The following is an 18757-nucleotide window of genomic DNA, read 5'->3' as shown; positions in this document are numbered from 1 at the left end:
ATTAGTTAAGCAACAAAACTCTACAATCAACAAGTGAAACTGTTTACCATATGTTAAATAGCAATTTACCGTATATTTTTTCTTATTCTACTCAAAGATTGCTGGGTGACACCTAAATAGGAGGCGATGTATGAAAGAGGTATTCGGTTGGCCAGTGTGGGGTATTTTTCCATAAACTCCAGATAACGGGTAGTGGCATCCTGAGATATAAGCGGACTCACTCTTTGCAGTTTTTGAACAAGTGCTTTATTGGCAATTTTTTGGATTATGCTATCCCAGGCTATGATGGTATCTGAGATTTCTTTCCAGTCCTTGTTGGAAAATACCAGTAGTTTACAATCTGTAGCCGCCTGGATGTATTCTGTGGAAGGCGTATTATTCAGATTATAGAGTAAATGGTTTTCTTCCATAAAAATCTTGGTGATTTCTTCGCCTTTGTTATTGTAGTAGCAAATACGAAGTATACCATCCACTATGAAGCCTACCTGCTTTAACACTTTGCCAGCTTCTGCAAAATACTCGTTTTTATTGAGCACTACTTCTTTGGCTTTATTATTAATGAGGTCAATTTGCTGCCTGTTCAAGTCGCCGAACTGTAATATGTATTCTATAAACTCTTCCATGTATCGAAAGTAGTTAATTATTAATATGCTTTCCTTACCATTTGGTAAAATGTGAGCTTCACCAGGTGACTACTACTATGATATTAAGGAAGAGAGCACTAATGAAATTGTGAGTATCACTACAACAGTGATTTGATACAAGTTTGCGGGTCTGGCATTCTACACCTTTGTGCTATTAATTTAAACATTTAAATAAGAGCATAATGAAAGCGATATCATATCACCATTTTGGAAATACCGATGTTTTACAAATGATAGAAGAATCAAAACCTTCTGTTGAGTCCAATCAGGTTCTCATAAAAGTTAAAGCCGTTTCTATCAATCCTATGGACTGGAAGATCAGGAAAGGCGAAATGAAACTGATGTCCGGATCTAAATTCCCAAGGCATACCGGAGTTGATTTTGCAGGTATTGTGGAAGCTACCGGTAGCGCCGTCACTGATTTCAAACCAGGCGATGAGGTTTTCGGGGTAGTGAAAAACAATATGAAAGACGGTGCCTTGTCTGAGTATGTTGCGGTGCCTTTTAACTTGGTTTGGAAAAAGCCTGCTGGTATCAACTTTAATCAAGCAGCTTCTATTCCTATTGTGGGTTCTGCAGCGTTAACTGCTTTAGAGAAGATGGGGAAGATCACTTCACAGACAAAAATTCTAGTCAATGGTGCCACCGGCGGATTCGGAATGTTTCTGCTGCAATTACTCAGAGAAAAAGGCACTCATGTAACGGCGGTAGCCAGCACAAAAGCCATAGAGTATGCTAAAAAATGGGGAGCTGACGTAGTAGTAGATTATACGAAAGAAAATATCCTGACACAGAATCAAACCTACGATATCATAGTGGATCTGTCAGGGAAAATGGAGTATGCCCAAGCTAAGAAGATCATGAAGCCTAAAGCCCGGTTTCTTAATGTGGCTCCTCAGCCGATTGAAATCCCAACCTCTCTATTAAAGAACCTGTTTACGGGTAAAAAACAGGTCATGGTACTCTCAAGTCCATCAATAAAGTATATGAACAAGCTGATCAATGCAATCAACGATGGTTTGCAGATAGAGGTGAGCAAAGTATTTCCATTTGATCAGTCCGTTGAAGCGTATAAGTACGCTGAAAAAGGCGGCGTTATTGGTAAAGCGGCCATAGAGGTCAGTTAATTATTTCTGGGTTGAGGCCATAGAGATATGCCTATTTATTAAAAGATGACAGCCATCTATAATTCTAATTGAAACGCTCATCAATACATGAACAGTGATCTGATACAAGTTTGTCGTCATCGTATTATTCACCTTTACATCATCAAACATTTATAAAACATTAAAATTAATCGAAATGAAAAAGAATATAGTAGTACTAGGAGCCACCGGAACGGTAGGCAGTAAAGTTTCAGAAATATTGGTAAACCAAGGGCAGCATGTCACTTTAATTGCAAGAAATACGGAGCCATTGGAAAGGTTTCGTAGGTTGGGTGCAAATATCATAGCGGGCGATGTAAACGATGTTGAAACCTTAGTGAATGCCTTTAAAAATGCTGATAGTGCCTTCCTTATTTTACCTGATAATGTAAAAGCGGAAAATACCCGACACTATCAAAGGCAGGTAACGAGTAACCTGATTAAAGCCATTGAGCAATCAGGAATTAAACACATTGTTAATATGAGCAGCTTGGGGTCTCACATGCATGAAGGCAATGGAATGATGGGCGGAACTGGTGAACAAGAAGTCCGACTCAATCAGTTGAACGAAGTTAATGTATTGCATATTCGCTCGGCCTATTTTATGGATAATTTCTTAAGGACTATTGGCTTAGTGAAACATCAAGGGATTAACGGTACTGTTGCCGATGGAGACCATGCCATCCCTATGATTGCCACTAAGGATGTGGCTAAAGTAATAGCAGCCCATTTGATGAATCTTGATTTCAAGGGTAAAAGCATAGAACCCGTGATGGGCCCTAAGGATTATACCTACCGTGAGTTTACCACCATAATTGGGCAAGCTATTGAAAAGCCCGAATTACCTTATGTTCAGATACCGGTAGAGAAAGCAAAGGAAATCTTTATAGGCAATGGGTTTTCTGAAGATTTTGTTGATAACCTAATTGAAATGGGCACTGCAGTTAAAACCGGATTCATGAACTACCAGCAGAGAAATCAATCTACAATAACCACTACTACAGCGGAAGACTTTGTACAGGAAGTCTATAAGCCGATTTATAATAACTAATTATAAATAATAAAGGGGTAACAAGGTAGGATAACGGTCTACAGACTCAACCGATTCCCTTTTTCCATAATAAATTAACAATTGAGATAGAAAAGCAATGAAATTATTAGCACCAACACAGTTAGGAGATCTAACATTAAAAAATAAAATGGCTATGTCTGCTATGACAAGAAGCCGTGCCAATCAAAATGGAGTAGTAGAGGATATTACAGTACAATACTATACCCAAAGAGCAAGTGCCGGCCTCATTTTTACAGAGGCAATTAATATTAGTGAACAAGCTATTGGCAGTCCTTTTACGCCCGGTATTTATACAATAGAGCAAATAGAAGCCTGGAAAAAAGTTACTGATGCCGTTCATGCTCAAGGCGGAAAGGTAGTAGCTCAATTATGGCACACAGGTAGGGTAGGGCACTCTATTGATCGTAAGGGGCAACTACCTTTAGCTCCTTCGGCCATTGCAATACCAGGAGTACAGCATTTCACTTCGCAAGGAATGAGAGATTATGAAACGCCACGGGAAATCTCTGTGGAAGAGATTAAGCAAACAATCAAAGACTACGGACAAGCCGCCAAAAACGCTATGGAAGCAGGCTTTGACGGCGTAGAACTTCATGCTGCTAATGGTTATTTGCCCAATCAGTTCCTGGCAGAGAGTGCTAACCGGCGCACGGATGAATATGGGGGGAGTATACCAAATAAAGCCAGATTTGTATTGGAAACGATGCAGGAATTGATAAGTGCTATTGGAGGAGAAAAGGTCGGCATTAAAATCTCACCCTTCCATCCGTACGGTCATATGATATTAGATAATCCTCAGGAAACCTATACTTATCTCATAGAGGAATTGAATAAATTAGATTTTGCCTATGTCGAAATTATGAAGCGTAGCCCTTACTTCCCTGGTCCGGATCACTACCCTGCAGATGACGAGATTGAACTTTTTGGTAAAATGATCAATAAAAAGGTGATTGCTAATGCTGGTTATGGAAGAGATACGGCCGAAGCAGAATTAGAAAAAGGTATTGCCAGCGTGGTTTCATTTGGAACATTATTTTTAGCAAACCCTGATTTGCCAAAGCGTTTTGAATTGCAGACAGAACTCAATGAACCAGATAGAGATACCATGTTTGGTGGCGATGCAGGAGGCTATATAGATTACCCTTTTCTTAGTGAATGAAAATAATAATTTTCACTAGTAAAATTATAGGATCAACTTAGCTATGACTACTTTCCGATTGTGTACAGTGACACCACAATATTATGATATGAAACCTGGTTTCTGTTCACAGTCGGCAAAGTAAATGGCCACTTCGTTCAGACCTTGAGAATTTCTGTGACCACGATACAAGCCTTCTATATTAAAAGATAAGGAGGTGTTTTCTTACCTGTCAACGGCTATTAGGCCACCATCGTCGCCAATTTTGGACAAACATTGATGAATAACTTTCTGACATGCTTCAGTGAGGCTTAAGCCTTTAAATTCTATCAGGCAGCTGAAATCATAGGCTACAACACCACGGATAAAGAACTCACCACTGCCGGTGCATGATACTGCGCAGGAGAGATTGTTCGCGTAGTTGTCAGCTCCGATCATTGGACTATCACCAATCCGCCCCAATTTCTTATTAGTCATGCCCTGGTAGAGGTGGCTGCAGTCAGGTTGCCATATTGATCTAAGGTTACATCCCCTACGGCGTCGAATTTTTCATTTATATTAGACGAATGCTCCAATTGAAACTGGTCGGTTTTTTTTTAAAGTCGGCCACTGTTTATATCAAAATTCATCAAAAAAATAAGAGGCGTCTTCAAAATTGCAGCCATTTCACGAGCAAATTCTTCAGCACCCTTACCTGACAAAAATAAAGGCTCTGATTTTTCCACAACCAGTCTGGTAGGCTTTATAGGATTTTTTTTAGAATAGTTCCTGCTTTACCATGAAGAGCCAATGCGATATCGGGCATACTAGTAAGTCTGAAGTTCTGCGAATAGCTTCTGAAGCTCTAGTCTGGTTTTGTTAAGTTTAAGAGCCAGATTGTCGAGCATAGATTCCTTCTGGGATTCTTCAAATTCGAAATCCTGATCACATAAATTTGAGAATCTCCTCTTCAGCATGATCTTCTGTTCTCTCCAGCTTCTTGTTATTTTCGTCATTTTGGTGTTATCTGTTTTATAGTTGATTTTAAGATCCTCTTAAATATAATTTTTAAAGAAAAATTGATGTTCCGATTTTTAACAGTCACATGTCAATTTGTCAATAAGATTTGAGAGATCAGATGATAATTAAGTCGTATTGAAATGGATATTTTATAAAACATAAAATTTGTTATTTTCCTGCTCAACGGCTGAAATTACTTCTTTATTAAGCAATTCCATAATATTATTTTCAATTGCTTCTGCAATAGAAGTCATAGGTGTGTCTGTAGCGATATTTTCAAAGGGATCCTGCATTCTAAATGCAGCTTTTTCTAAAAAGAAAAAGACAGTAGATACGATTAATAGGATAAAAAACTGAAGTATAAAGTGTTGTAATTCAAAGGCCACCGATAATGATAAAAAGACTACAAACAAATAAATGGTTGCATGCAGACCATATCTATAAATAGTTGGAAATACCGTGTTTTTTATTCTTTCACATTTACCCATAGATGCTGTCAGCCTTGCTATTGTCTCTTCAATTTTAATTTGTGAAAATTTATCAAGCTCTTTTTTCTCAAATAGTCTTTTGATGCTAACACTTTGTAACGATAGAATATTTAATGGTATGTGCTTATGGTCTTTGAGTAGCTTAAAATCATGTTCTGATAGTGATTCTTGTAGCGTCTTTTCGGATTCGGTTTTTCTGAGGTATCTTCCCAAGCAGTAACACCAGCTTATTTGCCTGAGACCCATAATTTGTATTTCTTTATTTCCAGTATTCAAGTACATCTGTAATTGCAAAATTAATGTTCTGCTATCATTCACAATTTCCCCCCCATATTTTTCGCGCCTCCCACCATCTTTCATATGACTGATTAATCATGTAGGAAAGAAGTATGGATATAGCTACGCCTAGTGTAGTGGCAATATTGATAGGTATTTCAGAAAAAAATGAACCGAAAATAAGAGGAAGAATAGCTGAGGCGATAGCAATTAGGGTAACTGAGATTAAAGGGGTTTTAAGTTCACTGATGATGTAGGATATAGGAATATTTTTCTTTAGGATCATTATATTAAAATTGTTGTAAGTAGTAAAAGTATTGTAGAACTTAAATAATGCTATCATTAATGGGGTTAGAATGCCTGTGCTATAATACTTTGTGATTCACCTTAATTAACTACAGGAATTATCTGATATTCCATGAATAGATGATAACAGATAGGGTTGGCGGAATCTCTAAAGTTTCAATTCCATTTTCCCTAATATTCTTAGCATTTTGATGTGAGCAATAATGGCAGATAGAAAGGTTTTTTTAGAATGGTAGGGAATGCCATATTCTTTAGCTGTTGCGGCTACAATACCTGACAATTTGCGATAATGCATATGGCAGATATTTGGAAATAAATGATGTTCAATCTGATAGTTTAAGCCACCTATCATCCATGAAAAGAATTTGCTTCTTGGTGAATAATTACTAGTGGTTGCCAATTGGTGCACTGACCAGTTGTTGTCAATAAGTCCTTTATTATTGGGCAGCGGATAGTCATTATTAGGCATAATATGGGCGGTCTGAAAAACGATGCTAATAAGCAGGCCTGTAACAAAATGCATACTCAAAAATGCCAGTAATATTACCCACCATGCGAGTGGTACCATAATTAGTGGTAATATCAGTGTATAAGAATAATATAACAGCTTCCAAGCACTTATCTTTAACATAGTGCGTTTTAGTTCCTTCTTGCCATTGAAAAAGCCCATTTTATTGTACCGACTTGTTCTAACGAAATCCTTGGCCGTGATCCATGAGATAGTTGATAAGCCGTAAAAAAGCCAGATATATATATGTTGGAAACGATGTATCCAGTATTTCTTGCTGTGAGGTGAAAAACGCAGGAAGATAGGGGTATTAATATCGTCATCTGATTCACTAATGTTAGTATATGTATGATGTAATACATTATGTTGAATCTTCCAAACGGAGGCATTAGCTCCTATTAAATTCATGGTATAGCCCATCCATTGATTGACTTTCTTTTTTTTAGAGAAAGAGCCATGGATGGCATCATGCATAACTCCCATACCAATGCCAGCCATTCCTAAGCCACTTAAAATGTAGAAAACAAAAAGCAACAATGAACTCGTAATAATTCCAGTATTAATGAGTATTAATGGCGCTAAAAACAAAATCAGCATGCATATAGCTTTAAAAATCATGCCTCCTTTGCCTTGCTTACTTAGATCATTTACTTTGAAATAATCATTAACTCTTAACTTCAGTTGTTCTGAAAATTCAAAGTTTTTATCTGTTGAGAATTTAGGGTTCTTTGTCATGTGTTGGTATAACCTGCACCATAGCTATTAAGTTCATATGCGGCCTGATGCTTACGCCCTCGTTGCCGCCATGCTCGGCATGGAGGCCTGATTACTAAAACTCTTTTGCATAGACTGGCCGAGCTGTTTACATCGAACTTTAAAAGTCTCACAAAACGCTGCTCTTCCCCTGTTGCCGCCATGCTCGTAATGGTAGTATGGTTACTATAGATTATTGATATAGGCGAGCATAGCTAATCACATCGAACTTTAAAAGTCTCACCAACCGTTACATTAATAAAGAATAAAATAACAAAAAATTACCAACTATAAATATGACTTTGAGTGATTCAAAATGGTAGACAGAAAGATAATATTCACTTAATTTTGAAGATAGCTAAAGGGCTTGTTTGTAGGTATTAATAAAATATGATTAGAATAAGATTGAATTGTGGAAGAGATGTTAAAGTTAATGGATTTCAATTTGGATATACGTATGGAGGGTTGTTAGAAGGTTCTCCGAATGAAAGAATGAATAAAAGCATTTTTGAAAGGACTACTTATCCTTCAGATTGGGGTGGAAGAAAAGTTATCAAAATCCAGCCAGACAATAATGATTTCAAAACGAAATTAAAGCCTACCTATTATATTGTTTGGTTAAATTCATTTGAACCAATAAACCCAAATTTTGATGGCTCTGAATTAGTGGTAATCTGGTTCGATGATTTACCCAATGGAAAAATGGTTGAAGATATAATCCAGAAAGGGGTAGAAAATATAAGTTGGAATGACAATGCTCAGGATTTTGATTACTAAGAGTATAAATGAAGCTCCAACTAGCGCGCGTAGCGGAGCAATACGCGTGATAACTAGGCTGGGCAAGCTATTCTTATAGAACTTTAAAAGACTTACAAAACGCTGGTAGCAATATTAGAACTGGATAGCCAGCCATGCACTATGAGTTGTATGTCAAAATGTTTAGATTGGCACCATAAAATGTATAAAGGATTGTTTTTGCCTGGATTCCGTGCATTATTTATAAACCCATTAACTTGAAATATTTATCAGGAATAATATTAGCTCTAATCTGTATTAGTTGTGAAAAATCTTATAACTATACTTTTGAGGATAAAATATTGAATTGCTTCTATGATCAATATCGGGGCTATGGAATTGACGTGAAAGCCTCTATTGATTCGGCTCAAAATATACTTTTAAGACACGGAATTATACATGAACCAACAGGGCAAAGTTATTATCATTTTCTTTTGGTAATTGCAGAAACAAATGACCTTCCAGTGCTTGCTAATGAGGATATTCAGTATGAATTGAATAATATTAAGTATTTGCCAACAAGCATTAATTGTCGTGATTCTACACTGATTCAACTTGAATCTTCCGAATACTATAATTCCAAATATAGCTTACTAATAGCGGTGTTTGATTCAATAGGCTCAAAGGGAAATATTACTCCATCAATTGTAGCCAAAGAATTACTTAAAGTATTTGAGCCTACAGATCTTAATCATGACCTCTATAATCATATAGGCACTTTGATGATATCCAACTTGATAAAATCTAATTTTAACAGTCAACTAGGTTTAAAGCCAGAAAGTGTGAAGCCAAGACTATTAGAAAAATATGATTCTTTGAACATTCTAATTACGGCTGATGAACTTTTATATTTAAATAATAGACAAACTGACATAAGCAAAGCCAAAGGAATTATTAAGGACTTTGTTATCCGTCATGGTGAGACTCATTTATTGACACTGAATTATTCTAGGAAAGCAAGTTATGATATATTTATTTCAACTCTAGATATTATACAGCAAGCTTATAAAGAAATTAAAGGTGAACATCCTGATATATCAACTAATTTATCAGTGGCTGATCCAAGTCTTTAGAAACGCCCCATGCACTATGAGTTGTATATCAAAATGTTTAGATTGGTGCCATAAAATGTATAAAGGAATGTTTTGGTCCTATATACGGATTTTACTTTCGGATAAGAATGAAACCACTTGAATTTTGTATATTATTATTTGTTATAATTTCCTGCCAAGAACAGAATCATGGACTTAGGGAAGTTGTAAAATCCGATACATTATATGCTTACGATGTAAACAATATTTTACGTCTTAAAGGTCCGATAGTTAACTCAATGAAAAATGGTAAATTTGATGCATTTGACTCATTGGGAAACATTCATTCAAATGCCAACTATGTAAACGACACTCTTAGTGGGTACTATAAAGAATATTATCCTTCCGGCATTGTAAAGTCTGACGCATATTATGTCAATGGGCTTCCCTATGGTGAGGAGCTTGTATTCTATGATGGATATCAGGACTCCATGGCAGTTCAAATTGAAGGAAAATGGTTCATCGCTCCATACGCTACTAACCTTAAAGAATATAATTATAGGGACCTGCGTGGCAAGATTATGTATCAAAGGAGTTATGATGAAAAAGGGGATTTGATTAGCAAAAGAGGCCGTATATTTTTAGCTCAATTCTTTAACAAAATTACTCTACATCCAAATGAACCGTTTGAGCAAGCTTGGCTAATTCCTGCACCCTCAAGGACCAAACAAATAGATGTTGAGCAGCACTTTGTTATATATGGCCCTAATACCAAAGATACTGTATACATCCACCCTGATTCACTCGTAACAAGGTGGAATGATTCACTTTCAGATATTGGAACCTATAAATATGAAGCGGTAGCGTATTTAATTGAAAACGGTAATACTGAATTGGATACCTCAACTTTCATCGTTGAAATAAAGAATTATTGAAAGGAGATAAATGCTATGAATGAATATTTATCGTTTAGGGTGGAGAAATCTATTTAAAAAGGTGATGATCTTGATAGTTTAGCGTCTTCTAAACTAAACTAGCCATAGCTTGCCAAGGTTATATAACTTTATAAAAAAGGTAATGCTAATTTTAATAAAAACTCACGTTAATCATTCTTTGTAAGCGACTCTATCTGATTTAATATTTCTTCAGCTTCAGCTCTTTTTTTATCACTTTCTTTTCTGTTACTATGAGAAAGCTTATATGATTCTTCTAGTAGCTTTTTATACTGAATTTCTAATTTTTCTACTTTCGATTTTTTTTTTGAAAAAACTGAACATATTTATTTTTTTATAGTTGAAAATCAGCTCTCTAAATGAATGATTTGATCTGCAATCAATGAATTATTTTTAGATAATCAAAGCTTTGCAAATTACTGTATATCAATGGTTATGCTCACTTTTCGTAGGGTGCGTAGCGAACTAATATGCGTGCAATCCACAGGCATTTCTAAATATGAGGCATAGTCAAAATATCTTAAGATCTATTTACTTGTTTTACTAGCTCCACTTTTGTGTTTTCTGAAGTTAATAATCTTTTCGTATAGTGCCACACTCAGGCACCGTGTATAATGTAAAATATTTTATGAGCTTATGTAGGTTGAGAAAGTTATCAAAAAACGCTACGTTTAATTTCTTATAGCCTCGTGGGGCGTATATTTTTTCCGACGGCCTTAATATTCACTAGGAGAGACTCAAGAGAACATATCGAACAACTTTAACCACTGAAGATCTGTATAGGAATATCAGACGGAACATGAGCCCTGAACCGCGCTTTTCAGGAAATGATTTCACCTATTTTTCTGAGCTGAACAACTCAATAAAAAACACTGAACCTCTTTGGTACACCATTCCTTACGAGCATAAAGTGATCATAAAAAGTAAAGATATCTTCTATTGGCCAAGAGCAGAAGTGGTCTTCAACCCGAATAATTCGGGGACATCTGTAACTATTAGATTCATCGGAACTGTATTTGCATATATAGTTTACGGAATATTTTTGGCTGTTTACATTGGGCTATTAGCCTTTTTGGCCATTCATCGCCCATCTGAACTTCTTCCTGTTCTAGTGTTTGTTATACCTCTGGCTTTAATACCAGTCTTTTTTCGATGGATTCAGAACAATATTGTTGGTCGGCTGCAATACTCCTAAATGAAATGTCTAGTCCATAACTCTGACTCAAATAGAGTCTGATTACACCTTTCATAATATTTAGTTTGCCTTCGTCAGGACAGGTCAAAGTGTAGTCACCCCATTACATTGTAGTATTAGAGGCGACTATTCAATAATGCTCAGTAGGAATAGTGAGCGATTGATCTACTTCTCTTATTTGATATTAATTACAGGCTATCATGCTTTTAAAATTCAAAAACAACTTTTGATTCAGCTTTTCTGTTTTCCACTAGAGACAATGCCTCCATGGCATGAGATAATTTAAATATTTGAGGTGCTTTAACCTTTATTAAACCCTCGTTAAGCCACTTGTTGATATGCTTGAATTTATCTCCATTGTTACTAAAAAAAGTCATTTTACCTGAAACTCCGTGTTTACTTAATTCTGATTTCTCCAGAGGTTGGGTGGTAGATATTATAGTTCCACCTTTATTAAGTAAGGCATATGATTTTGCCAATGTTTCACCTCCAACCAAATCTAAAATCACATCCAGATTTTGTAATTCCTCAGAAAAGTCAGTGGTTCGGTAATCAATCACTTGGTTTATCCCTAATTCTTGCAATTCTTTGATCTTTTCTCCGCTAGCCGTGCCAATTACATAAAGGCCATTGTTTTTTGCAATCTGAACGGCCATTTGACCTACTGCACCACCTGCTCCGTGGATCAATATCTTTTGACCTTGCGTTATTTGAGCATCTTCTATAAGTGAAATGTAAGCTGTTCCTATTGAGTAGGGAATTGTAGAGGCTTCGCTGAAACTCAAGGCTTTGGGTTTTGGAACAACTTCTGACTCATTTACCGCCACATATTCTGCATAGGTTCCACCTTCCATAAAATTGGGCATTACCATTACTTCATCACCTGCATGAAAAGAACTTACATCGCTACCTACTTCTGTTATTATACCGGCACCTTCCCAGCCTAAGGTGAAAGGGAATTCTTTCTTTAGCATACCAGCCATAAAACCGGAACGAATTTTATAATCAACCGGATTCACAGAGGAAGCCTTCAACTTTACCAGTACCTGATTGGCGGTTGGCTTCGGATCTTGGATTTGCACACTTTTTAAAACAGAGTTATCCCCGTATTCATTAATTTGTATTGCTTGCATTTTTTTATTGTTTTGTTTGTCAAAATTAGGTTAGCTTTGTCTATAAATTAGTTTAATCCTAATTAATTGACATACGCTAACTTTTTAGACTAATGGCTAAAAACCACAATAGAAAGCTAAAGGACTATAATCCTAACAATTGCCCTGTAGTATACAGCCTCAGCAAGATTGGAGATAGATGGAAATTGATAATCATTCATTACATCAAACAAGGGCATAATCGTTATAGTGCTCTGCAAAAAATAATCCCTGATATTAGCAGACAGACATTAACCAATAAACTCCGTGAGTTGGAAGATGATGGAATTTTGGATCGGGTTGTTTATGCTGAAATTCCCCCTAAAGTAGAGTATCTTATCACGGAATTAGGTTTTAGTTTAAATCCTATTATAGAAGAAATGAGTAAGTGGGGATTGAAATTTGTCACTCCTAATGAGCAGTAATAATAAAAATGGAAGGGACTGAGGGCAGTGAAATTTAACTTCCCATCTAGCTCGCGTAGCGAAGCAATACGCGTGCTCACTACAGACTGGGCAAGCTATCCGCATCGAACTTTAAAAAGTCTCCTCCGTTGCCCGGCATGGTGGTAAAATTACCAGTGGTTATTTGTTAAGGCTAAATCAGCTGTTCCTGGTTTTTAATGGTCAAACCAAAAGCTGCTGGTTGTTCACTTTAGGTCTTATAAGTTAAATGATTTTATCACATGGAATCGCAATTTAAATATTGCTTTTCAGAACTTGGAAGATTCCTCATTTGACGTATTGTTTTTTATTTTTTCGCGGTTTTGTAATCCCCCTCGTTGTTCGTAGTCTGCGACTACAAACTTTCAATGATCATCAGTGTCTCAGACATGGTGTTTAACCTCAAATCCTTATCGTTTTTACGTAATCATGGCTTACATTTATTAGGTTCGTAGGAACGACCAAAAGAAATAAGGAAAATATATTTTGCAAAATACTATCCAGGATTATGAGGAGTGGTAAAAAAAATGAGAGTAGAAGCTACTTTACCGTGTCAGAGACACTCCTTATCATTAATAAATTTCGGTAAGACTAAGGGAAGGTGGGATGCTTGATAATGAAAACAGGGTGATAAGAAGGGCGATATTTTTCATAAAACTGGTGACTTTGGTTTTTGAGGTCAATCTTAATTCAAAAATTCCTTATAAATGAATGAAATAGATTATTTTCTATTTAATAGAAACAGAAAAGGCCACCCATTACGAGAGACCTTTTCATTTTCAAATCAAAAGTATTACTAATTTTACCAGCCTTCATTTTGCTCTAGAATGCCATTACTAGATGCAACCTCATGAGGAGGAATAGGCCATACATGGTGTATGGTTGGGTCGAATTGTGGTCTGGCAGGCCATGCAATTGATCCATCGTGAGTATGTAATGGCTGTGCATAAGCGGCATCCGCATCGCCCCATCTTATCAGGTCAAAGTGGCGGTCGCTCCATTCTCCAGCTAATTCATTTCTTCTTTCTCTTTTCAGTTCAGTTATGGTAGCACCATTAAGAGCAGGTAAACCGGCACGTGTTCTTACTTCATTCAATGGAGCGTCTCCATTTTTTCCGTCTGCGATTAGGGCCTCTGCTTTAATTAATAAAACCTCTGCAAATCTCATTAGTGGTACATTCAGATCGGTGGAAGGCTTATCTCCATTAGGATTAACCCTTGAAACATCTGAGAAGGGTTCGGTGTATTTGCCAAACATATAACCGGTTTCATTATTACTTGTCTGGTACCAGGTGAATTCTTCTCCGAAATAATTAAAGACAGTGCCTTCTTTAAAAATTGTTACGTCTCTTCTCGCATCTCCCTGTTCATAACTATCATATAGTTCCTTAGTAGGTTGAAAATATCCCCAGCCATTGTAATGCCCCCAGCCTTTGTTTTCAAACATTACGCCGGGTAGAATACTTCCTGTTTGTACATTTGATACTACTGACCAGATATATTCTTTGCTCCAGTTATTAGCAGCGGAGAATACAGCTTTATAGTCATTTGAAGGTTCACCAGTATCTATTAACGCATGCTTTCCGGAATTGATCACTTTATCTGCGGCTTCTACAGCACTGCTGTATTTAGATGCATCATATTGAGCCCAGTATAGGTAAGTTTTGGACATATAAGCCCAGGCTGCAGTTTTATGGGCTCTGCCATAATCCTCGGAAGTATACTCATCAAAGAATGGTAATAACTCCGCTGCCTTTTCAAATTCACTAATGATATAAGCATAATTGTTTACCACGGTAGAGGTCCTTGGAATATTATAATCAAGCATATTTTCTCTATCAATGATCGGTATACCAGCACGGTCGTCTCCAAATCTATAAGCCAGATCGAAATACATGAGCCCAGACATAAAGTATGCTTCACCCATTATTCTGTTTTTAAGATTCTGATCAATATCCATTTCTGGCAGATGATTGATAACATCATTAGCCCTTTTTATTACCTGATATTTTTTAGACCATATATTGCGGATGTAATCTTCATCTCCAGTACAGATGAAATTTTTCATGTTATCAGGGTCCGCCTTTACACGACCAGTTACCATGTCGTCACTGGCGTTTATGAACCAAAAATACCCGCGTCCTACCATTTCATCATCTGTGAACAATGAATATAGGGCATTAGAAGCTGCAATAGCATCTTCCTCTGTAGACCAGAAGTTGGCGTCAGTAGGTGTGCCTTCAGGTTTTATATCCAGAAAATCGTCTGAACAAGAAGCGAACATGCCCATCCAGATGATTAATAAATATTTTAAATTTTTCATGTGTATTTAGTTAATTTTCAATTGTCAAATGTAATTCGCAATAAACTTTCTTTAAATCCTATAGTTTATGCTCATTTCATTGTATTTCTAAAGTTTGAGAAATTAAAATTTTAGATTCAGGCCAAATATGAAGCTTCTTGCTTGTGGATAGTAGCCCATATCAATACCATGATTAGATATTACTTCAGGATCAAATCCTGAATAATCAGTGAAAGTGAGTAGATTGGTAGCTGTGGCATAAATTCTTAGCTGAGAAAGTTTAAGCCTATTAGCAAAAGATGTGGGTAGTGTATATCCCAATGTCACATTTTTAACACGCATATAAGAGGCATCTTCCAAATACCAGTCTGAAACAGTTCCGAAGTTATTGTTTTGATCATCAACAGATACTCGTGGTATATCAGAACCAGTGTTTTCAGGAGACCAGGCATCTTTAACATCGGCTAACATATTATAACCTTGTGTTGGCTTTAATGTGCTGAATTTAAGCCCGTTAAATACTTTTATTCCGCTCACCCCTTGTAAAAGCATTGTCAGATCAAAGGCTTTATAGTTTAGGCTTAGGTTTATACCGTAGGTGAAATCAGGGAAGTTGTCCCCTTTAAATACCTTATCTTCTTCATTTAATTTTCCATCTCCATTTTGATCTACAAATTTAAGATCACCTGGCTGAGCATAAGGCTGTACTTTTTTTCCATTTGGTCCTATGTAGTTGTTAATTTCCTCATCATTCTGAAAAATACCGTCATTTTCATATACATAGTAAGAGTAAATAGCATGACCAACTTCAGTTCTTAACGGCTGCAAAATGCCTCTTACATTTTCAGAGTGTTGAATATTATCGTAATTACTGCCCAGGCTTGTTACCTCATTTTTAATGGTAGTAAGATTGGCTGAAATGTCAAACGTCAAGTCTCCAATTTGATTAGTATAGCCCAGCAAAAATTCCCAACCTTTGTTTTGAACGGTTCCTGCATTTTCCCAGGGAGCATTGCTTACTCCGGCAGTTCCTACTAAAGGCACCTGTACCAGCATATCGGAAGTTTCTTTGAAGAAGTAATCTGCATTAAGGTATATCTTACTATCAAGAGCCGTTGCATTCAATCCAATATCGGTCTGGGTGGTGGTTTCCCATTTAATATCAGAGTTAGCAATACCATCTATGGCATATCCATAGTAGTTCGTATAGGAAGCTGGGTTACCTAGTAAGCCTTCAGTTCGGCTAAGGGATACAGTAGTAGGAAAATCACCGAGAGCACCTAAATTACCTATTTTTCCCCAGCTGGCTCTTAGTTTTAAGTCATTTAACCAGCTTACATCCTGCATGAAATCTTCATTAGAAAGTCTCCACGCTACAGACGCTGAAGGGAATGATCCCCATCTGTTGTCCTTACTTAATTTTGAAGATCCGTCTCTTCTTATGGTGGCCGTTAATAAGTATTTGTCTTTGTAGTCATAGTTTAACCTGGCCAAAGCAGAAACCAGTGCATTTTCTGTGCTACCTCCGCCAGGTGCTGCAAAAGGCCCATTCGCGTTAGGAAAGTATTGCTGAGAAGGGTCTTCACTTGGAAAGCCCTGGGCACTCATATTAAAGTATGAGTACTCATACTTTTGCGACATATAACCTAGAAGTATATCGAAAGAATGGTCACCAACCATCTTTTTATAGTTCAAAGTATTTTCCGCTACCCAGGAAAACCTTAGATTATCCTCCTGATATAGTTCATTGTAATCGAATATTTTTCCTGGTTCAGTAATTTTTGAAGTGAATGACTTTATTGTGGTGTTTGTTCTATTTATACCTAAATTAAATTTATAAGTAAGACCTTCAATAATATTATATTCTGCAAATACATTACCTGAAAGGGTAGTAGATGGTCTTTTGTCATTCAGTCTGTTCAGATACGCTACAGGGTTAATGAGATCTCCATATGAACCTATATAATCGCTTCCTCGTGGAGCAACCCCTCCATAAAGGCCCTCAGCTTCGTTTTCCCAGATAACAGCACTTGGAGGATAATATATGGCCGTGATCAGCGCTCCCGTATATCCGGAAGTGGTGTTTACGCCATAGTTTCCATTGTTAAATAAAACTGTGAAATTCTCACCCACCTTAAAGTGTTCGCCAAGATCAAAATCACTATTCAATCTCAAAGTGTATCGGTCCGCATAAGTGTTTCTTAAAGTACCTTCACTTTTTTTGTAACCTAGTGAGGTATAGAATCGGCTTTTTTCACTGCCGCCGTTTATAGATACATCATAATTTTGGATGGTAGCAGTTCTGAATATTTCATCCATCCAATTGGTACGGGTTACAAGGCCATATGCATTTGTTTGTGGCTGAATGTATTCCCTACCCGGGTAATCAGCCGCATAACCAGCATTGTTAAAAGCCAGGTTCATTACATCTGCATATTCTTGGGCGTTTAAGGCATCTAACTTTTTGCTGACATTTTGTACTCCATAGTAAGTATTGAAATTAACTTGAGTTTTACCCGATTGTCCTTTTTTTGTAGTGATTATAACTACACCAGCCGCAGCCCTTACACCATAAATTGATGAAGCGGAAGCGTCTTTTAATACGTTCATAGTTTCAATGTCAGCAGGATTTGGAACAGGGGCTCCCGGCACTCCATCTACTACGTATAATGGTTCTTCGTTAGATAGCGTTCCTATACCTCTTACTCTTACCATTGGCTGGGCAGTAGGGTCTCCGCCATTTTGTAACACGGTAACACCGGCTACCTTTCCTTGCATTACATCCTGAGCATTAAAAATGGGTCTGGTATTAAGTTGCTCCACATTTTGTACTTCAGATATGGCTCCTGTTACATCTTTCTTTTTAGCGGTTCCATAACCGATAACCACAATATTTTCTAATGAAGTTAATGACGGAGTTAAGGCTACATCAATATTGGTTCTTCCATTCACTGAAATCTCTTCTGTGTTAAATCCAATATAGGAAAATATCAGTGTGGCATCGTCCGGCACTGTTAATGTAAAGGCTCCATTGATATCCGTAATGGATCCTTTACTCGTCCCTTTTATTACTACATTCACACCTGGCAATGGATCACCATTCATGTCTTTTACTATTCCACTCACGGTAACTTCTGCTACCTCGGCAATGATTTCCATCTTGCCGGTTCTTAACATTACTACTATATTCTGACTGATTCTTTTAAAGTTAAGATCAGTTTGCAGTGCAATAGAATAGAGTATTTCTTTTAGTGATTTGTTGTTTGACTGGATAGTTACCTTTTGATCCAGGTTTACTCTTCTGTTACCAAAAGAAAAATTAAAATCGGTTTCATTTTCAATTTTGTCCAGCACTTTTTTTACTGGAACTTCTTTCAGTGAAAGTGTCAGTTTTACATCACTCAGGCTCTGCTGAGAGTTTGCTATAGCAGGAGGCAGGAGTGTTAGCCATGCAAAGAGCACCATAGCCCATGCCATGGCCCTCAAAGCCAGCCGCGGATAGAGGTAAAAGTTTGTGTTCATATTTTTGTTTTTAAAAGATTGAATAGTATTTGTTTT

20 protein-coding genes are annotated in these 18757 nt (G+C 36.9%); 8 read left to right on the top strand and 12 right to left on the bottom strand.

Annotated elements, in window-relative coordinates:
- Nucleotides 1–65 precede the first annotated feature (65 nt).
- On the bottom strand, nt 66–623 hold the full coding sequence (locus LVD15_RS26320) for a Crp/Fnr family transcriptional regulator (protein ID WP_233778169.1): 558 nt from the start codon (nt 621–623) through the stop codon (nt 66–68).
- A 203-nt stretch (nt 624–826) separates the two neighbouring features.
- On the opposite strand from LVD15_RS26320, the gene LVD15_RS26315 reads away from it, so the two are divergent.
- From LVD15_RS26315 to LVD15_RS26305, 3 genes are all read left to right on the top strand, one after another.
- Complete coding sequence (locus LVD15_RS26315) at nt 827–1771, top strand: NAD(P)-dependent alcohol dehydrogenase (RefSeq protein WP_233778168.1); 945 nt, start codon at nt 827–829, stop codon at nt 1769–1771.
- Between the two features lie 175 nt (nt 1772–1946).
- A complete protein-coding gene (locus LVD15_RS26310; protein WP_233778166.1) occupies nt 1947–2840 on the top strand; it encodes an NmrA family NAD(P)-binding protein in 894 nt (297 codons plus the stop codon).
- Nucleotides 2841–2937: 97 nt separating this feature from the next.
- On the top strand, nt 2938–4020 hold the full coding sequence (locus tag LVD15_RS26305; protein WP_233778165.1) for an alkene reductase: 1083 nt from the start codon (nt 2938–2940) through the stop codon (nt 4018–4020).
- Nucleotides 4021–4224: 204 nt separating this feature from the next.
- Here the strand turns inward: LVD15_RS26305 and LVD15_RS27385 are convergent, their stop codons facing one another.
- From LVD15_RS27385 to LVD15_RS26275, 7 genes are all read right to left on the bottom strand, one after another.
- Nucleotides 4225–4437 (bottom strand): isoaspartyl peptidase/L-asparaginase, encoded by a 213-nt coding sequence (locus tag LVD15_RS27385; RefSeq protein WP_370687440.1) that lies wholly within the window; start codon nt 4435–4437, stop codon nt 4225–4227.
- Nucleotides 4438–4595: 158 nt separating this feature from the next.
- Complete coding sequence (locus LVD15_RS26300) at nt 4596–4724, bottom strand: isoaspartyl peptidase/L-asparaginase (RefSeq protein WP_233778164.1); 129 nt, start codon at nt 4722–4724, stop codon at nt 4596–4598.
- A gap of 81 nt (nt 4725–4805) precedes the next feature.
- Complete coding sequence (locus tag LVD15_RS26295; protein ID WP_233778163.1) at nt 4806–4994, bottom strand: hypothetical protein; 189 nt, start codon at nt 4992–4994, stop codon at nt 4806–4808.
- A 153-nt stretch (nt 4995–5147) separates the two neighbouring features.
- On the bottom strand, nt 5148–5846 hold the full coding sequence (locus LVD15_RS26290; RefSeq protein ID WP_233778162.1) for a bestrophin family protein: 699 nt from the start codon (nt 5844–5846) through the stop codon (nt 5148–5150).
- Entirely contained in the window at nt 5797–6048 is a 252-nt protein-coding gene (locus LVD15_RS26285; RefSeq protein WP_233778161.1) for a bestrophin family protein, read from the bottom strand. Before LVD15_RS26285 ends, LVD15_RS26290 begins: the two co-directional genes overlap by 50 nt.
- 168 nt (nt 6049–6216) lie before the next feature.
- Nucleotides 6217–7311 carry a fatty acid desaturase family protein gene (locus LVD15_RS26280; RefSeq protein ID WP_233778160.1) on the bottom strand — a complete coding sequence of 365 codons (1095 nt, stop codon included), beginning with the start codon at nt 7309–7311 and terminating at the stop codon, nt 6217–6219.
- Nucleotides 7308–7493 (bottom strand): hypothetical protein, encoded by a 186-nt coding sequence (locus LVD15_RS26275; protein ID WP_233778159.1) that lies wholly within the window; start codon nt 7491–7493, stop codon nt 7308–7310. The genes LVD15_RS26280 and LVD15_RS26275 overlap by 4 nt, the downstream gene beginning before the upstream one ends.
- Before the next feature lie 226 nt (nt 7494–7719).
- Here LVD15_RS26275 and LVD15_RS26270 point away from each other — a divergent pair, with 226 nt between their 5' ends.
- From LVD15_RS26270 to LVD15_RS26260, 3 genes are all read left to right on the top strand, one after another.
- Nucleotides 7720–8106: a hypothetical protein gene (locus tag LVD15_RS26270; RefSeq protein ID WP_233778158.1), complete on the top strand. Its 387-nt coding sequence runs from the start codon at nt 7720–7722 to the stop codon at nt 8104–8106.
- 236 nt (nt 8107–8342) lie between these two features.
- The gene (locus LVD15_RS26265) at nt 8343–9197 is read left to right on the top strand and encodes an ExbD/TolR family protein (protein ID WP_233778157.1); all 855 of its coding nucleotides are present in this window, start codon (nt 8343–8345) and stop codon (nt 9195–9197) included.
- A 107-nt stretch (nt 9198–9304) separates the two neighbouring features.
- A complete protein-coding gene (locus LVD15_RS26260; RefSeq protein WP_233778156.1) occupies nt 9305–10090 on the top strand; it encodes a toxin-antitoxin system YwqK family antitoxin in 786 nt (261 codons plus the stop codon).
- A gap of 167 nt (nt 10091–10257) precedes the next feature.
- On the opposite strand, the gene LVD15_RS26255 is transcribed toward LVD15_RS26260, so the two are convergent.
- The gene (locus LVD15_RS26255) at nt 10258–10434 is read right to left on the bottom strand and encodes a Lacal_2735 family protein (protein WP_370687439.1); all 177 of its coding nucleotides are present in this window, start codon (nt 10432–10434) and stop codon (nt 10258–10260) included.
- 473 nt (nt 10435–10907) lie between these two features.
- Between LVD15_RS26255 and LVD15_RS26250 the strand changes: the two genes are divergently transcribed.
- Nucleotides 10908–11303, top strand: a complete 396-nt coding sequence (locus LVD15_RS26250; protein ID WP_233778154.1) for a hypothetical protein — start codon at nt 10908–10910, stop codon at nt 11301–11303.
- Between the two features lie 206 nt (nt 11304–11509).
- Here LVD15_RS26250 and LVD15_RS26245 read toward each other — a convergent pair whose 3' ends face one another.
- Nucleotides 11510–12436 carry an NADP-dependent oxidoreductase gene (locus LVD15_RS26245; RefSeq protein ID WP_233778153.1) on the bottom strand — a complete coding sequence of 309 codons (927 nt, stop codon included), beginning with the start codon at nt 12434–12436 and terminating at the stop codon, nt 11510–11512.
- 92 nt (nt 12437–12528) lie between these two features.
- Between LVD15_RS26245 and LVD15_RS26240 the strand changes: the two genes are divergently transcribed.
- Nucleotides 12529–12879, top strand: a complete 351-nt coding sequence (locus LVD15_RS26240; RefSeq protein WP_233778152.1) for a winged helix-turn-helix transcriptional regulator — start codon at nt 12529–12531, stop codon at nt 12877–12879.
- A gap of 820 nt (nt 12880–13699) precedes the next feature.
- On the opposite strand, the gene LVD15_RS26235 is transcribed toward LVD15_RS26240, so the two are convergent.
- Nucleotides 13700–15220 carry a RagB/SusD family nutrient uptake outer membrane protein gene (locus tag LVD15_RS26235; protein WP_233778151.1) on the bottom strand — a complete coding sequence of 507 codons (1521 nt, stop codon included), beginning with the start codon at nt 15218–15220 and terminating at the stop codon, nt 13700–13702.
- Between the two features lie 102 nt (nt 15221–15322).
- On the bottom strand, nt 15323–18721 hold the full coding sequence (locus LVD15_RS26230) for a TonB-dependent receptor (RefSeq protein ID WP_233778150.1): 3399 nt from the start codon (nt 18719–18721) through the stop codon (nt 15323–15325).
- Between the last annotated feature and the right edge of the window lie 36 nt (nt 18722–18757).

It is taken from the genome of Fulvivirga maritima (assembly GCF_021389955.1).
Taxonomy (GTDB): domain Bacteria; phylum Bacteroidota; class Bacteroidia; order Cytophagales; family Cyclobacteriaceae; genus Fulvivirga; species Fulvivirga maritima.
Note: the sequence above shows the minus strand (reverse complement) of the source record. Positions and strands in the feature narration are given on the sequence as shown.